At 63.3% G+C, this 15,342-nt stretch carries 14 protein-coding genes; 8 read left to right on the plus strand and 6 right to left on the minus strand.

The annotated features are described in order from the left end of the window. Window positions 1–138: 138 nt before the first annotated feature. Window positions 139–813 (plus strand): class I SAM-dependent methyltransferase, encoded by a 675-nt coding sequence (locus NKJ18_RS22260; RefSeq protein WP_502906174.1) that lies wholly within the window; start codon window positions 139–141, stop codon window positions 811–813. On the opposite strand, the gene NKJ18_RS22265 is transcribed toward NKJ18_RS22260, so the two are convergent. The 4 genes from NKJ18_RS22265 to NKJ18_RS22280 form a co-directional block, all read right to left on the minus strand. After that, a complete protein-coding gene (locus tag NKJ18_RS22265) occupies window positions 791–1,939 on the minus strand; it encodes a glycosyltransferase family protein (RefSeq protein ID WP_023752845.1) in 1,149 nt (382 codons plus the stop codon). The genes NKJ18_RS22260 and NKJ18_RS22265 overlap by 23 nt on opposite strands. Continuing rightward, the gene (locus tag NKJ18_RS22270) at window positions 1,936–3,180 is read right to left on the minus strand and encodes a glycosyltransferase (RefSeq protein WP_023752844.1); all 1,245 of its coding nucleotides are present in this window, start codon (window positions 3,178–3,180) and stop codon (window positions 1,936–1,938) included. The genes NKJ18_RS22265 and NKJ18_RS22270 overlap by 4 nt, the downstream gene beginning before the upstream one ends. A 1-nt stretch (window position 3,181) precedes the next feature. After that, window positions 3,182–4,396 (minus strand): glycosyltransferase family protein, encoded by a 1,215-nt coding sequence (locus tag NKJ18_RS22275; protein ID WP_352759700.1) that lies wholly within the window; start codon window positions 4,394–4,396, stop codon window positions 3,182–3,184. 591 nt (window positions 4,397–4,987) lie between these two features. After that, window positions 4,988–5,428, minus strand: coding sequence for an Lrp/AsnC family transcriptional regulator (locus NKJ18_RS22280; RefSeq protein WP_023685065.1), 441 nt, complete (start codon window positions 5,426–5,428; stop codon window positions 4,988–4,990). Window positions 5,429–5,574: 146 nt separating this feature from the next. Here NKJ18_RS22280 and rocF point away from each other — a divergent pair, with 146 nt between their 5' ends. Beyond that, window positions 5,575–6,510, plus strand: a complete 936-nt coding sequence (rocF, locus tag NKJ18_RS22285) for an arginase (RefSeq protein ID WP_023752842.1) — start codon at window positions 5,575–5,577, stop codon at window positions 6,508–6,510. Continuing rightward, complete coding sequence (gene ocd / locus NKJ18_RS22290; RefSeq protein WP_023752841.1) at window positions 6,507–7,568, plus strand: ornithine cyclodeaminase; 1,062 nt, start codon at window positions 6,507–6,509, stop codon at window positions 7,566–7,568. Before rocF ends, ocd begins: the two co-directional genes overlap by 4 nt. 6 nt (window positions 7,569–7,574) lie before the next feature. On the opposite strand, the gene NKJ18_RS22295 is transcribed toward ocd, so the two are convergent. Then, entirely contained in the window at window positions 7,575–8,576 is a 1,002-nt protein-coding gene (locus NKJ18_RS22295; protein WP_023752840.1) for a LacI family DNA-binding transcriptional regulator, read from the minus strand. 224 nt (window positions 8,577–8,800) lie between these two features. Here NKJ18_RS22295 and NKJ18_RS22300 point away from each other — a divergent pair, with 224 nt between their 5' ends. Together NKJ18_RS22300 and NKJ18_RS22305 are read left to right on the plus strand one after the other, a co-directional pair. Next, a complete protein-coding gene (locus tag NKJ18_RS22300; protein WP_023752839.1) occupies window positions 8,801–9,472 on the plus strand; it encodes a winged helix-turn-helix domain-containing protein in 672 nt (223 codons plus the stop codon). 56 nt (window positions 9,473–9,528) lie between these two features. Continuing rightward, window positions 9,529–10,917, plus strand: a complete 1,389-nt coding sequence (locus NKJ18_RS22305; protein WP_023736720.1) for a HAMP domain-containing sensor histidine kinase — start codon at window positions 9,529–9,531, stop codon at window positions 10,915–10,917. A gap of 192 nt (window positions 10,918–11,109) precedes the next feature. On the opposite strand, the gene NKJ18_RS22310 is transcribed toward NKJ18_RS22305, so the two are convergent. Then, window positions 11,110–11,979 (minus strand): helix-turn-helix domain-containing protein, encoded by an 870-nt coding sequence (locus tag NKJ18_RS22310; RefSeq protein ID WP_023672161.1) that lies wholly within the window; start codon window positions 11,977–11,979, stop codon window positions 11,110–11,112. A gap of 106 nt (window positions 11,980–12,085) precedes the next feature. Between NKJ18_RS22310 and NKJ18_RS22315 the strand changes: the two genes are divergently transcribed. The 3 genes from NKJ18_RS22315 to NKJ18_RS22325 all read left to right on the plus strand — a co-directional run bounded on the left by NKJ18_RS22315 (window position 12,086) and on the right by NKJ18_RS22325 (window position 15,335). Then, window positions 12,086–13,354 (plus strand): ABC transporter substrate-binding protein, encoded by a 1,269-nt coding sequence (locus NKJ18_RS22315; protein ID WP_352759705.1) that lies wholly within the window; start codon window positions 12,086–12,088, stop codon window positions 13,352–13,354. Between the two features lie 287 nt (window positions 13,355–13,641). Next, on the plus strand, window positions 13,642–14,502 hold the full coding sequence (locus NKJ18_RS22320) for a carbohydrate ABC transporter permease (RefSeq protein ID WP_352513600.1): 861 nt from the start codon (window positions 13,642–13,644) through the stop codon (window positions 14,500–14,502). Further along, the gene (locus NKJ18_RS22325) at window positions 14,499–15,335 is read left to right on the plus strand and encodes a carbohydrate ABC transporter permease (RefSeq protein WP_023672164.1); all 837 of its coding nucleotides are present in this window, start codon (window positions 14,499–14,501) and stop codon (window positions 15,333–15,335) included. Before NKJ18_RS22320 ends, NKJ18_RS22325 begins: the two co-directional genes overlap by 4 nt. Window positions 15,336–15,342: the final 7 nt, after the last annotated feature.

Consider the following 15,342-nt stretch of genomic DNA (forward strand, 5'->3'; position numbering starts at 1 on the left):
GCCGATGGTCCGGACAAATTCAATCGGCCTCCTCCGGGCAATGGCGAAACGGCTTGCGGCACAGTCGCGTCCGCAAGTCGAACAGGCAAGAGGCAAGATTGCGTTGTGTCGCCGGAAATCCCAACATAGAAGACGAATATGATGGATGTCACGCAACCACGCAATGCCGGCATGGGTGGGCATGAGCAAGCCCTGGACCTCACGCGGGGAATTGCCGCCTACGTCGACCACCCTCTCGTGGCCGGGCTGGCGCGCGTCATCGCCAAGCATCCGCAGGCCGATATCGCCAATGCCTTCAACCACAAGCAGGTCGCCTGCAAGATGTGGGCGCTCGACAGGCTGTTCGAAAGCGACGGCGGCCGGTTCGAACGCATATGGGTTCTGGGTGGATGGTACGGCGTATTGCCGGCGATGCTTTTCAACGACGCCCGCTTCGACATCGCGGCGATCGACAGCATCGACATCGATCCCGAAGTCGGCGCGGTCGCCCGGACACTCAACCGGCAAGCCGACGAGCGGTTTCAAGCACTGACGGCAGATATGTACGCACTCGACTATGGCGCCGGCCGACCCGACCTGGTGGTCAATACGAGCTGCGAACACATAGCCGATCTCAGCGCCTGGCTTGCCCTGCTTCCGCGGGGTACGAACGTGCTGCTGCAGTCGAACGACTATTTCAGCGAGCCGACGCACATCAACTGCGTGGCGTCACTTGCAGCCTTCGAAGCAATGGCGGCGCTGCGGCAGATCAGGTTCTCCGGCGAATTGCCGACAAAAAATTATACACGCTTCATGCTGATTGGAACTGTTTAAAGCGCTCGCGCAGGATTTGCGCCGATCGCCGCGCCCCTTCCAGATCGAGACGATGCGCGGCTGGCGGCGGTCCCGCAAGCGCCTGCTCGATCGCATGCGCCAGACCTTCAGGCGTCAGGTCCTGTTCCGTCAGCACCGTTGCAAGACCGAGCTCTTCGAGCATCAGAGCGCGACGCGTCTGCTCGGTTTCCCCGCCGGCTGCAAATGGAACGAGCAGCGAGCGACACCCCGCGCGCATGACATCGCAGACCGTGTTGTAACCCGCCTGCGAGACCGACAGGCGGGCGCCGGTCAGCAGGCTGGCGAAATCCTCGCGGAACCGGAAGATGGACAGGCGTGGGGAGGCATCGCGTGAAATCGCGTCAAACTCGTCCTTCGGCAGGTTTGGGCCGGTGATCAAACACCATGTCCAGGCGTTATCGGCATTTCGCGCCGCCGCGACGGTGGATCTGACAAGGCTCTTTCCGGCCGCCCCGCCGCCAACCGACACCAGAACGTCGAAGCGCTCTGAGGCCGCTTGCGCCGGCGGCGCGGCAACGAGCCCGGTGTAGGCGACCTCGGCCCTGATCGCCCCAGCCAGCGGAAATGTCTTGTCGATGGTTGCGAAAGCCGGATCGCCATGGACCATGACAAGATCGAAATGCCTGTTGACGAGATCGACCGTTTCCTGGTTTCGGCTCGGCTTCACGCGCTCCTGAAGGATGTCGCGGACGGACGCCGCCAGCAGCGGTCTGGGCGATGTCGCTTCGATGGCCTCGATCAGCGGCAGGAGTTCGAAACGCATCTGCCGGCGTCCAAAGGGAAACGCCTCGATAATGACGATGTCGGGCCTGTAGTCCCGGAAAGCCTGCAGCAGCATCTCTGAGCGCCGCCTCTTGAAATCATCGTCGATGGCTTTGCCCTGCAGGTCGACAAGTCCGGAAAATCCTTCGTCACCGGAGGTGACAGGCGGCAGGGTCACGGATTTTACACCCGATCCCGGAAATCCCGCGATCGGCGCTCCGCCGGTCACGACGGTGACGTCGAACCCGTCATCGACCAGAGCCGCCGCAATGCGGCTGGCGCGCGCGAGATGGCCGATGCCGAGCAGGTGCTGAACATAGAAGAAAGCGCGCAGCCGCTTCATTCGGCGACCCGCCACTCCCGCTCGAACAGTTCCTTGAGCTGTCCAATGCCTGCCACATGGTCGAAATTGCTTCGCACGCGCCGCTCCGCGGCGTCGCCGAGGCGGGCGCGCAGGACGGGATCGCGGATCAGGCGCTCCAGCGCCTGTGCCAGGGCAGTCGGGTTTTCCGAGGGAATCAGCAGCCCGGTTTCATCCGACGATAAAAGCTCCGGCACGCCGGAAATATCGGTCGACACGCAGGCAAGCCGCTGGCTGGCCGCCTCCACCAGAACATTCGGCAGGCCGTCCCTGTCGCCATCCGCGGTGATCCTACAGGCCAAAGCGAAGATGTCGGCGCTGCGGTAGCGCTCGAGCACCTCCTCCTGCGCCAGCGCGCCTTTCCAGGAGACGCGGCCATCCAGTCCGAGCTTTTGCGCCAGCGCCTTGAGCCGTTTCAGCTCCTCGCCGCCGCCGATATGCTCGAAACGCCACGCCAGATCGCCAGGCAAGAGGGCAAGAGCCTCCAGCAACGTATCGTAGCCTTTCTTTTCAACGGCGCGCCCGACACTCAAGATCATGACCGGTTCGGCCGGCGCCGAGCCGTCATGCTGTTTTCGCGCCTCGCCGAAACTTCCGAAGCGGTCAAGGTCGAGCCCATGATAGCTCAGATGCACGGACGAACTGCCGTTGGCGAGTTTTTTCAGACGGTCGAAGCCGGTTTTCGTGCACGTGACCGTCCAGCGCGCCGAGGAAAGCTTGCCGGCCAGATCCCAGTCCGCCGACGTCCAGATGTCCTTGGCATGGGCTGAGCAGCTCCAGGGCAAGCCACGAAGCTGGCTGGCATAGCGCGTCACCGATGCCGGCGTGTGCGCGAAATGGGCATGCAGCCATCCGGCATCTTGCGGCCATTCGGCCGCCAGCACCAGCGCTTGCCCGAAGCGCCGCGCGCGATTGCGGGTAAAGTCGCGGCGGATATCGGCAGCGAGCGATTTGAGCGCGCGCCAGAAGCCAGGCCGCGGCAGACAGGCAAACAGCGATCGAACCACGCGCAGCGGCTCTCTGTGCAGATATTCCGGCAGATAATGGACGGGGGCCTTGATCTCGTCATGCACGGGATGACGTTTTGCGTCGGTCGGCCGCCTGAGCGCGAAAAGTATCAGGTCGAACCCCGCACGCTCCAGACCGAGCAGTTCCTGTGCGATGAAGGTTTCCGACAGCCGCGGATAGCCCTTCAGAACCACGACGATCTTGCGGTGTTGCAACTCAGTTCATGCCTTCAATGACCGAAAGGTGATGGCCGGCCCGCCGGTCGAGCAGTTCCGCGACGATTTCGGAAATATGAGGCAGCCCTTCCAGCGTCAGATGCGCATTGCTCTGCGATGGGCGGGGCCGGCCCGGCAAAACCTGCAGCGCATCGGCAAACCGCTGGGCATCCTCGGCTTCCTCAGGCAAAAGCATCTCGATGAGGCCGAGTTCGGCTGCGCGCCGTGCCCGGATCAGCTGTTCCTCGCGCGGCGTGACGCGCGGCACGATCAGCGCCGGCTTGTCGAAAGACAGTATCTCGCAATAGGTGTTGTAACCGCCCATCGCCACCACCGCCTTGGCGCCGGCAATCAGCTCTTCCATGCGGTTGTCGAATTCGATGATCTTGACGTAGGGGATCTTGGCCCCTTTCCTGACCAGCTTGTTGCGCTTGCGCGCCGGCATGTAGGGCCCAAGCACGATCAGCGCCCGGTGCTGCAATCGCGGATCCTGCTGATAGGCCTCGATGACGTTGTGGATCAGGTCGGCGCCGTCACCGCCGCCACCGGTGGTAACCAGGATATAGTCGCCCTCGGGCCGGTGGCCGGGCAACTGGTTCTGCTGCAGGCTCCGTTGCAGGAAACCGACGAACTTCATCTTTGCCCTGACCGCCGGCGGCACGTCCAGGCCGGTCAACGGATCGTAGAAATCCGGCGGGCCATAGACCCAGACCTTGTCGTAGAACAGGCCGATCTTGCGCATCACATCCCTGCGTGCCCACTCCGCTTCGAGCAAATGCGGCGCGTCCATCACCTCGCGCAGGCCAAGCACGAGCGTGGTGCCCCGCGTCTTGAGGTAGGACAGCGTATCCTCGATCTCACCGCGCAGCCCCAACGGTTCCTTGTCGACGATGAAGATATCCGGCCGGAAGCTCTCGGCCGTGTGGCGGATAATCGACTGCCGCATCCTTAGCGTCTCATGCAGATCGATGTGCTTTTCGAGCGAGGTGTATTCGCCGTTGCGCAGCTTGATGACGCTGGGAATCTTCACGAAGTCGACGCGGGCGCGGTAGTCGAAGGCGCCGGCGATGGTCGCGCCCGAAATGATAAGCACCTGAAGACCGCGGAAATCCCCGACCAGCGAATGCGCGATCGTTCGGCAGCGCTGCAAATGGCCGAGCCCGAACGTGTCGTGGCTGTACATGAGAATTCGTGCGTCTTTTGCGTGCTGTGTCATTGTGAACGTCTTTTAGAATTCTCGCCGGACCGTGGGCAACCCCGCAGGCTTCGAAACCATTCTCGCGGGTCTAACGACCTGTTTTGAAACATGGGGGCGAGAGGTACGCAACGGCATTCTTCACCTGGGCACGAATGCCAGGGGGCGCTGATTGTGGCGCCATGCCTTGTCTTCGCCGATGATAGACGGCCCGAGCACAAATCTCTGTCATGAGGCTTGACCCCGTGGAATTAAATGCCCTGCGGCCTGAGGCAGGCAAAGCGCACATTGCGAAAAATCAAGGGCGACCAAGGCGAAACGAGGCTGCCGCACATTGTGAGGAGAACCCGCACCTTGGGAAAATGCTTCATAATCCATCGAAACACAACGGCCGCCAGAGGCCGCACGTTGCGGCCTTTTATCCTGCCATCAGCCTTGGCCTGTGGCAAGCGTCCGGTCCTTGCACCGTTGAAGCTGGTGCAATCTCGCGTCATGCCGGCTTCCTCCGTCATGTGGAGGATAGCTGCGGCCCCAATGAGATTCGTCAGCCAGGCGACCCATTCGCCAGATCCGTCACAAAGCTTTGCGTGAACACGCCGGCCGGAAGGACGGCTACGCCAACCTTGCCCTTGTCGTCCTCGGCGTTGCCAGCAGCAGACTTGTCTCGCTGCCGGTTATCCCCGGGATGAGCCGGATTCGGCGCAGAACCGCGTCGAAATCGGTGAGCGAGGCCGTGCCGAGTTCGACCACCAGGTCCCAGCGGCCATTGGTGGTGTGAATGGTCGAAACCTCAGCGAGACCGCCGAGCGCCCGGACCACGCGGTCGGCGGCATGGCCCTCGATCTCGATCATCATCACGCCGCGTATCCGCTGGTCGACCGCGTCGGCGCGCAGCACCACCGTGTAACCGATGATCTCGCCCGTTTTTTCCAGTCGCTCCATGCGCGCCCTGACCGTGGCGCGCGACACCCCGAGATCGACCGCGAGATCGGAGATGCTGCGCCGGGCATCATGCCTGAGCAGCGTGACCAGCCTTTCGTCCAGCAAGTCCATGACTCTATCCACTTTGACCAAAGCGACTTATCGGAATGATAAATCCTTCTTCTCGAAATGCCAATTTCGCCTGTTCATACTGCCGGGCCGGGATGGTTCATTCCACGCATCAACCGCCCAATCAATTTACAAGGACAACAAGAACCATGCGCTGCAGGATCGTTGGCGCGCCGGTGCAGGACGGCGCCGGCAGGATGGGATGCGAGATGGGGCCGAGCGCGCTGCGCACGGCCGGGCTTGTCTCGGTGCTGTCGGAACTCGGCCACGAGGTCGAGGACTGGGGCGCGGTGCAACCGGCCGCCGTGCGCGCAATCGTCCATGGCAATCTCGCGCTGAAGGCCCTACCGGAGATTTCCGCCTGGACCGCGGCGATAGCCGAGACCGCCTATGCGGCTTCGCGGAACGCCATGCCGATCTTCCTTGGCGGCGACCACGCGATATCGGCCGGCACGGTGTCGGGCATAGCCCGCCGCGCCGCCGAACGCGGCCGGCCGCTCTTCGTGCTGTGGCTCGACGCACATCCCGATTTCCACACGCTCGATACCACCGTCAGCGGCAATCTGCACGGCGTGCCGCTCGCCTATGCCAGCGGCCGGCCGGGCTTCAACGGTTATTTCCCGGACCTGCCTGTCGCCGTCGACCCTGCCCACATCTGCGTCATGGGCCTGCGCAGCGTCGATCCGGCGGAGCGCCGGGCGCTGAGCGAAGCGGGGGTTACCGTGCACGACATGCGCGCCATTGACGAGCACGGCGTCGCACCTTTGCTGCGCGCCTTCCTGGCCATCGTCGAAAAGGCAAACGGCCTGCTGCATGTCAGCCTCGACGTCGACTTCCTCGACCCCTCCATCGCGCCGGCCGTCGGCACCACCGTGCCCGGCGGCGCCACCTTCCGCGAGGCGCATCTGGTGATGGAGATGCTGTCCGACAGCGGCCTGGTCTCCAGCCTTGATCTGGTCGAGCTCAACCCGTTCCTCGACGAGCGCGGCCGCACCGCCACGCTGATTGTCGACCTCGCCGCCAGCCTGATGGGCCGGCGCATCATGGACCGCCCGACCCGCAGCCATTCCGGAAGCATTGCATGACCCAGCCTTCCCGCCTTGCCATCGTCCCCTTCGTCAGCGTCGACCGCATGATGAAGCTGGTGCTGACCATCGGCGTCGAGCGGTTCCTCACCGAACTCGCCGCCTATATCGAGGAGGATTTTCGCCGCTGGGAGCTGTTCGACAAGACGCCGCGCATCGCCTCGCACAGCCATGACGGCGTCATCGAGCTGATGCCGACCAGCGACGGCAAGATGTACGGCTTCAAATATGTCAACGGCCATCCGAAGAACATGCGGGAAGGCCGCCAGACCGTCACCGCCTTCGGCGTGCTCGCCGATGTCGGTTCCGGCTATCCGATGCTGCTGACCGAAATGACGATCCTGACGGCGCTGCGCACCGCGGCGACCTCCGCTGTCGCGGCCAAATATCTGGCGCCCAAAGGCGCGCGCTCGATGGCCATCATCGGCAATGGCGCCCAGTCCGAATTCCAGGCTGTCGCCTTCAAAGCGCTGCTCGGCGTCGACCGGCTGCGGCTCTATGATATCGACCGCTCCGCTTCGGAAAAATGCGCCCGCAACCTCGCCGGCAAAGGCTTTGACATCACCATCTGCGCGACCGGCCAGGATGCTGTGGAAGGCGTCGACATCATCACCACGGTGACCGCCGACAAGCTGTCCGCCACCATTCTGACCGACAACATGGTCGGTTCCGGCGTGCACATCAACGCGGTCGGCGGCGACTGCCCCGGCAAGACGGAACTGCACCGCGACATCCTTTTGCGCTCCGACATCTTCGTCGAGTTCTCGCCGCAGACGCGCATCGAGGGCGAAATCCAGCAGCTCCACGCCGACCATCCGGTGACCGAGTTGTGGCAGGTGATGACCGGCAAGGCGGAAGGCCGCAAGACGGCGGAACAGATCACCTTGTTCGATTCCGTCGGCTTCGCCACCGAGGATTTTTCCGCACTGCGCTATATCAGAGACCAGCTTCAGGCCACCGGCCTCTACGAGGAGCTCGACCTGCTCGCCGATCCCGACGAGCCGCGCGACCTCTTCGGCATGCTGCTCAGGGCAGCGCTGCAGCCGGCAGCCGCCTGAGGGGCTTCAGCCGCGCAACGGCGCGCAGCTCTCCCGTTCGACGAGCACCGGGGTGAGCACTTCGCGGCGCGAATGCGCCGCCGGCTCGGCAACCCGCTCGAGCAGCAGGCTGACCGCCCGCGTGCCGATCTTCTCGACCGGCTGTGCGATCGTCGTCAGTGGCGGCCAGGTGGTGACGGCATAGGGTATGTCGTCGAAGCCGATCATCGACATGTCGCCGGGGACCCGCAATCCGCGCCCGCGCAGCACTGTCAGCGCGCCCATGGCCATCAGATCGTTACAGGCAAACAGCGCCGTGATCCCCGGCGCCTGCGCCATCAGCCGCTCCATTGCCATGCGGCCGCCGGCGAAGTGGTAGTCGGAATCCACCACCGAGGCCGGCGGCAGGTCGAGGCCGGCTTCCTGCAGCGCCCTGGCGAAGCCGCGCAGGCGGGCGGGGCTGGAGCTGGAATCGCGCGGGCCGCCGATGACGCCGATCTTCTCGTGGCCGAGCCCGGCCAGATAGCGGCCGGCGAGATAGCCGCCATGATCGTGATCGACCAGAACGGAATCGACATTGACCGAATGGATCTCGCGGTCGATCAGCACCGCCGGCACGCCGGGCAGAAGGCTGGAGAACACCCGCGCATGATCCGACGAGCCGGCGAAGATCAGCCCGTCGATCTGCTTGGCCATCAGCACCTGGAGATAGCGCTCCTCCTTCTCGGCGCTGCCGTCGGAGTTGCACAAGATCACCGTATAGCCGGCAAGGAAGCCGGCATCCTCGATCTGGCGCGCCACGCCGGCGAAGAACGGGTTGGAATTGTCCGGCAGCAGCAGGCCGATGGTCTTGGTCTCGCCGCGCCTAAGGCTGCGCGCCAGCGTGTTCGGGCTGTAGCGCAAGGCGGCGATGGCAGAATGCACGCGCTCAGCCGTCTCCGGCTCGACATGGCGCGTGCGGTTCATCACATGCGAGACGGTTGCGACCGACACTCCGGCATGGCGCGCGACATCGGCAATCGTCGTCATTTCTTGTCCCCTGACTCGATTAGCCTAATGATTGCGTAACCGGATGTGTCGCACGCTAGAGCGCAGCTTTCGAGTGTCAATGTCCCTTTGAGCAACCTGCTGAGCGGAGCGATCTGCCGCCAAGAAAAAGCCGCAAGGCTGGGTGCTTGGTGGTCGACCTGTTGTCGCAACCGGATAAGGTTCGAGAGCCGCGAACTGCTCAATCGCCAACCATCGGAACAACGATGCGACTTCTCCTTGTCGAGGACGACCCACGCACCGCCGACTATGTCGTCAAGGGCCTTGGCGAGGCAGGCCATATCTGCGACCTCAGGCGCGATGGCCGCGACGCGCTGTTTGCTGCGACATGCGATGCCTATGACGTGATCGTCGTCGACCGCATGCTGCCCGGCCTCGACGGCCTGTCGATGATCAAGGCGGTGCGGGCGGCGGGCGTGCGCACGCCGGCGATCTTTCTGACCTCGGTCGGCGGCGTCGACGACAGGGTTGAAGGGCTCGAGGCCGGCGGCGACGACTATCTCGTCAAGCCATTCGCCTTTTCCGAACTGCTCGCCCGCATCAACGCGCTCGGCCGTCGCCCTGCGGTGCAGGAGCTGAAGACGACGCTGCGCATCGCAGACCTCGAAATGGACCTGATCCAGCGCCGCGTCACCAGGCAGGGCCAGGCGATTGACCTGCAGCCGCGCGAATTCAGCCTGCTCGAAGTGCTGATGCGCGGCGAGGGCCGCGTCATCACCCGCACCATGCTTCTGGAACGGGTCTGGGATTTTCACTTCGACCCCAAGACCAGCGTCGTCGAAACCCATATCAGCCGGCTGCGCGCCAAGATCGACAGGCCGTTCGAAACCACGTTGATCCACACCGTGCGCAACACTGGCTACAGTGTTCACGACTGAGGCGCGGCATGACAGAAACTTGCCATGACTGAAGCTTGCCATGACTGAAACGCACTATGACTGAGACAGGCTCTCGCCTGCTGCGCAGCACGCCGTTTCGGCTGGCCCTGACCTTCGCCTTGCTGTTCGTGCTCGCCTTCATCCTGTCAGGCGCCATCGTCTACCAGCTGATGAGCGCGGATCTTGCCGAGCAGCTCGACCAGTCGGTCAAGGAGACCTATTCGGTCGTGGCGGTGACCTATGCCGGAAACGACCGGGAGGATCTGGTTTCGGCAGTCGACAGCCACGCCGCGCTCAGCCCGAGCAAGGAACAGCTGTTCTCGCTCACCGATCCCGCCGGCAATCGCCTGGCCGGGAATTTCACCGCCGCCGACCTTCCCGATGGCTTTTCGGATTTTGCCGCTTCCCTGCCTGGCGTTGCGCCGGACACTATGTACCGCGCCTGGACCGGTTCGGTCGGGCCCAACAGCCTGACAATCGCCTTCTCGCTCTCCGAAACCGAGGAGCTGGAACGCATCGTTTTGATGAGCTTCGGCTGGGCCACCCTGATCATTTCAGGGCTGGCGGTGGCTGGCGGCGCCTTGCTGGCGTCGCGTGTGCAGCGTCGCCTCGACGGCATTGCCACCACCATGGACGATGTCTCCAACGGCCGGCTCGACGCCCGCATTCCACTGCTCGGCAATGGCGACGACATTGACGGCGTCTCGCGCCAGGTCAACGCCGCGCTGGAGCGGCTGGCGGCGCTGGTGGACGGCATGCGCCAGGTCAGCGCCGACATCGCGCATGATCTGAAGACGCCGCTCAACCGGCTGCAGATGATTTTGGAAGCTGCGGCCGACAGGACCGCGCGGGGTGAGGCCGTTGCCGATGAGCTGGCGGAGGCACGTGGGGAAAGCCTGCAGATCAACGATACTTTCGATGCGCTGTTGCGTATTGCCCAGATCGAGGCCGGCGCTCGCAAGGCGCGCTTTGTCGATCTCGACCTCACCGGCGTCATCGATGCCATTGCCGAAATCTACGCCGGTGTCGCCGAGGATGACGGCAAGTCGCTGTCGGCCACGATCGTCCACGGCACCCCATGCCTGGTCCACGGCGACCGCGACCTGCTGACGCAATTGTTTGCCAATCTGGTTGAGAACGCGCTGCGGCATTGCCCCGATGGCACGGCAATCCTTCTATCGGTGCGGCGGCAAGGCGACCGCATTCTGGCTGAGGTCGCCGACAATGGCCCCGGCATCCCGGCGCAGGAGCGCGAAAAAGTGTTCCAGCGGCTCTACCGGCTGGACTCCAGCCGCACCACGCCCGGCAGCGGCCTTGGCCTCAGCCTTGTGCGGGCCATCGCCGACCTGCATGGTGCAACGATTGCGCTGGAGGATCGCCGGCCTGGGCTGGCGGTAATTGTCGGGTTTCCTCGGGCGGAGGGCACCGGTCCCGGCTTGAAATGACAACGCCAGAGCCAGGTCGACCCCACTCCGTCGAGCGAAGCAGCGACGGAGTGGGGGAAGGCGCTCATGAAACGCCAAGTCGCTGACAACTTTCTCCAAGTTGATGATCGCATCCGACAAAGGCGGTCGCGATTAGCCTTGCACATGTTTCCACCCGGAACGGCTGCGGGTTGATCAAGATGACCGTTGAACCTATCGGCCCACCGCACCCCGGCGAAAATCCGAGGGCGACATCCCTGCCAGCTTGCGGAAGGATTTGTTGAAGGCGCTGAGCGAGCCGAAGCCTGAATCCATGGCGACGCGCAGCACATTGGCGTCTTCATGCATCAGCAGCGCCTGCGCGTAGCTCAGCCGCAGCAGATTCATATATTCGTTGAGCGTCATGCCGGTCGATTTCTTGAAAATGCTCATGGCGTATTTGGGATGGATGTCGGCCGCCGCCGCGATGTCGACGCAGTCTATGTCGTAGAGGAAATTCTCGGCGATGAAGTCGCACATGCGACCGACATTGCGCAGCGATTGCTGGTCGAACGGGCCGCCGGGTTCCTGGCCGATGGCGGTTTCCGGCACCAGCCGGTAGGGCTCGAAGCGCACCCGCTCCAACCGCAGCAGCAGCTCGTTCACGGCGTGCTCGGTTATCGCCGCATCGCCCGAGCGGAAATAGCGGTTCCAGCGCTCGAAATTGTGATGGTCGGCCTGGTCGGTCGCCGATGTCACCAGCGTGGCGCCGGTCATCAGCCTGTGGCGGACATCCGTCGGCAGATGCAGGCGGAAGAAATGCACCAGCGGCAGATGCGCGCCGGCATAGATGGCGTCGTCGGAGAGATCGTCCATCTGGTGCGGCAGCCCGCCCCAGAACAGGCACATGTCGCCGGCCGACAGCGAGATCTCGTGCTCGTTCATGCGGTAATGCACGCTGCCGCGGACGATGAAATTGACCTCGACCTGGGCATGCCAGTGCGGCTTCAGCATGACCAGCGGATGGTTGTGAAACATCTGCAAAGCCATCGGCAGGCCTTCGACGCTGCTGGCGCCAGGCTGGTAAAACGGCCGTTCCGGCATCTTACTTTCCGCCCATCTTTTATTCCCGTTGTCAGGGACAAGCCTTCCGCGCCGCCTAGTCTAGCCATGCTCGCGAAGAGAGAGCAAATGAAATGGGAGGATTTCAATGCGCACGACACTGATCTGTGCCGCGCTGGCGCTTGGCCTGGGCTCAGCCCCGGCTTTGGCGCAGTCCGGCGAAATCACGATCTGGAGCTGGAATATCGCCGCTTCGTCGCTGAAGGCGACGGTGGCCGGCTTCAACAAGCAGTATCCCGACGTCAAGGTCACCGTTCAGGATCTCGGCAACCAGCCGACCTATGACAAGTCGATCGCCGGCTGTGCGGCCGGCGGCGTCGGCCTGCCCGATATCGTCTCGATCGAAAACGGCGAGGCCGAGAATTACTGGAGCCAGTTCCCCGATTGCTTCGTCGATTTGCACACGCTGGGCTACACCGCCGACGACCAGAAGAAATTCCCGGACTTCAAGCGCACCGAACTGGAGGTCGGCGACAAGGCCTATGCCATGCCGTGGGATTCCGGCCCGGTAGCCGCCTTCTACCGCCGCGACTTCTACGAGAAGGCCGGCGTCGATCCGGCCTCGATCAAGACCTGGGACGATTTCATCGCCGCCGGCAAGAAGGTCCAGGCCGCCAATCCCGGCGTCACCATGACCAATGCCGATTTCAACGGCGACACCGAATTCTTCCGCATGATTTCCAACGAACAGGGCTGCGGCTATTTCGCCGCCGATGGGCAGTCGATCACCGTCAACCAGCCGAAATGCGTCGACACGCTGGCCAAGATCAAGGACATGAAGGACGCCGGCATCATCTCGTCGGCCGACTGGGGCACCAAGATCACCAACAACACCGCCGGGACCGTCGCCACCCAGGTCTATGGCGGCTGGTATGAGGGCACCATCCGCACCGAATCGGCCGGCGAAAACGGCAAATGGGGTGTCTATCTGATGCCGAGCCTGACCGCCGACGGCCCGCGCGCCGCCAATCTCGGCGGCTCGTCGCTCGCCATCACCTCGGCCTCGAAGAACAAGGAGGCCGCCTACGCCTATCTGAAATACACGCTCGAGACCAATGAGGGCCAGATCACCATGCTCAGGGATTTCGGCCTGGTGCCGTCACTGATCTCGGCGCTCGACGATCCCTATGTCTCGCAAGGCCTGCCCTATTGGGGCGGCCAGGCAGTGTGGAAGGACATTCTCGCCACGCTGCCCAAGGTGGTGCCGAGCCGCGGCACGCCGTTCCAGAGCGACGCCGAAATCATCATGCGCGCCGTGCAGACCAAATATCTCGGCGGCGGCTATCCCGATGCCAAGGCCGCCCTCGACGACGCCGCCAGCCAGATCGCGGCGGCGACTGGATTGCCGGTAAAGTGACGAAGGCGGAGATGTTGGCGGGCCAGATATAGGGCAATTTGCCGGACCGTTGGCGCTGCCCCTCACCTGCCTGCCGGCATCCTCTCCCCGTATAGTGACGGAGAGGGGGACGCTCTCGCCCAACAGTTCGCCAATCGCCGGCGGCGTCCCAACAAGCCCCTTCTCCCCGTCACTATACGGGGAGAAGGTCCCGGCAGGGGGATGAGGGGCGGCGCCAAGCCTTAATAATTGACGCCGGCTAACAACACGCCGGATATCAGCCGGGAAAGAGGAAGGAGGAGGAAACCATGCGCTACCAGAACGCCACGGCCTATCGCTTCCTCACGCCCTACCTCCTGATCTTCGCCATCTTCTGGGTGTGGCCGATCATCTCCTCGTTCATGATTTCCTTCCAGGCGACGCGCACGGTGCCCTGGCGCTTTGCGCCGACGTTCAACTGGGGCCGCCTGATCGGCGACCCCGCTTTCTTCAACGCGCTGAAGAACACGCTGCTCATCCTCGTGATCCAGGTGCCGGTGATGATCTCGCTGGCGATCATCATGGCGGTGCTGCTGAACTCGCCGCTGCTGAAAGCACGTGGCCTCTACCGCTTCGCCTTCTTCGCTCCGGTGGTGGTCGGCGAGGTCGCCTATTCCGCCGTGTTCCGGCTGATGTTCAATCTCGATTTCGGCATCATCAACAAATTGCTCGCCGGCGTCGGCCTGTCCAAGATCGACTGGTTCTCCAACGTCACACCGGCCATGGCGCTGATCATGATCGCGGTAACCTGGCGCTGGGCCGGCTACAACGCCATCATCCTGCTCGCCGGCCTGCAGTCGATCCCCGAGGACGTCTATGAAGCAGCGACGCTCGACCGCGTCAGCAAGCTCAAGCAGTTCTTCTACATAACGCTGCCGCTGCTCAAGCCGGTCATCGTGTTTTGCGCGGTGCTGTCGATCATCGGCACCATGCAGCTTTTCACCGAACCGTTCCTGATCACCGAGCGCGGCGGTCCCGGCGGCGGCACCGAGACGCTCGGCCTCTTGCTTTACCGCCAGGGCTTCCGTTCGCTCAATTTCGGCTACGCCTCGGCCGTCGCCTACACCATGGCGGGGCTGGCCATCGCCATCACGCTGGTGCAGCTGTGGCTGACAAGAGAGCCGAAATGAGTTCGCTCTCGCAACGCCGGCTCGGCCGCAGCGTCCTGCTGCATCTGGTCCTGACGCCGCTGGCGGTGATCTGGCTGTTTCCGCTGTGGATGATGGTGGTGTTTTCGACCATGCCCGACAACGGCATTTTCAGCCCCGGCATCGAGCTTCTGCCGCACGGCAATTTCGTCGACAATTTCAACAATCTGCAGCGTGACACCAATTTCGTCGGCGCTATCGGCATTTCGGTGGCGGTTGCGGTGACCTACACCTTCTTCTCGGTGCTGCTGACCTCGATGGCCGGCTGGGCGCTCGCCCGCTATCAGTTCTTCGGCAAGGGCGCGGTGGTGGCGATCATCCTCGGCACCATCACGCTGCCCTATGCGGTGGTGCTGATCCCGCAATTCATCATGGTGGCGCGCGACTTCCAGCTCGCCAACACCTGGATTGCGTTGATCGTGCCACCCTTGTTCAATTCGCTGGGCGTGCTGTTCATGCGCCAGGCTTTCTCGATGATGCCGGCCGACCTTTTCGACGCCGCGCGAGTCGAAGGCGTCAAGGAATGGCGTATCTTCCTGTTCGTCGCTTTGCCGCTGGCGCGGCCGATGCTGGCGGCGCTCGCCATCATTCTGTTCCTCGCCTCGTGGAACAATTATCTCTGGCCGCTTTTGATCAACAGCCAGCCCGGCGCGATGACGGCCCCTGTGGCGCTCGGCACGCTGATCGGCCTGACCAAGGTCTCATGGGGCGGCATCATGGCCGGCGCCGTCATGCTGACCGTACCGATGCTGGTCGTCTTCGTGCTGCTGCAGCGCCATTTCATCGCCGGCATCGCCGCCGGCGCCGTCAAGTAGGACTAGA

Source organism: Mesorhizobium sp. M0217 (assembly GCF_040321955.1).
Classification (GTDB): Bacteria; Pseudomonadota; Alphaproteobacteria; order Rhizobiales; family Rhizobiaceae; genus Mesorhizobium.

What these genes read in the sequence shown, in the direction of transcription:
- NKJ18_RS22325 (WP_023672164.1), top strand. Translation starts at nt 14,499, where the DNA reads ATGAGTTCGCTCTCGCAACGCCGGCTCGGCCGCAGCGTCCTGCTGCAT.
- rocF (WP_023752842.1), top strand. Translation starts at nt 5,575, where the DNA reads ATGCGCTGCAGGATCGTTGGCGCGCCGGTGCAGGACGGCGCCGGCAGG.
- NKJ18_RS22305 (WP_023736720.1), top strand. Translation starts at nt 9,529, where the DNA reads ATGACTGAGACAGGCTCTCGCCTGCTGCGCAGCACGCCGTTTCGGCTG.
- NKJ18_RS22310 (WP_023672161.1), bottom strand. Translation starts at nt 11,979, where the DNA reads ATGCCGGAACGGCCGTTTTACCAGCCTGGCGCCAGCAGCGTCGAAGGC.
- NKJ18_RS22265 (WP_023752845.1), bottom strand. Translation starts at nt 1,939, where the DNA reads ATGAAGCGGCTGCGCGCTTTCTTCTATGTTCAGCACCTGCTCGGCATC.
- NKJ18_RS22300 (WP_023752839.1), top strand. Translation starts at nt 8,801, where the DNA reads ATGCGACTTCTCCTTGTCGAGGACGACCCACGCACCGCCGACTATGTC.
- NKJ18_RS22295 (WP_023752840.1), bottom strand. Translation starts at nt 8,576, where the DNA reads ATGACGACGATTGCCGATGTCGCGCGCCATGCCGGAGTGTCGGTCGCA.
- NKJ18_RS22320 (WP_352513600.1), top strand. Translation starts at nt 13,642, where the DNA reads ATGCGCTACCAGAACGCCACGGCCTATCGCTTCCTCACGCCCTACCTC.
- NKJ18_RS22280 (WP_023685065.1), bottom strand. Translation starts at nt 5,428, where the DNA reads ATGGACTTGCTGGACGAAAGGCTGGTCACGCTGCTCAGGCATGATGCC.
- NKJ18_RS22260 (WP_502906174.1), top strand. Translation starts at nt 139, where the DNA reads ATGATGGATGTCACGCAACCACGCAATGCCGGCATGGGTGGGCATGAG.
- ocd (WP_023752841.1), top strand. Translation starts at nt 6,507, where the DNA reads ATGACCCAGCCTTCCCGCCTTGCCATCGTCCCCTTCGTCAGCGTCGAC.
- NKJ18_RS22315 (WP_352759705.1), top strand. Translation starts at nt 12,086, where the DNA reads ATGCGCACGACACTGATCTGTGCCGCGCTGGCGCTTGGCCTGGGCTCA.
- NKJ18_RS22275 (WP_352759700.1), bottom strand. Translation starts at nt 4,396, where the DNA reads ATGACACAGCACGCAAAAGACGCACGAATTCTCATGTACAGCCACGAC.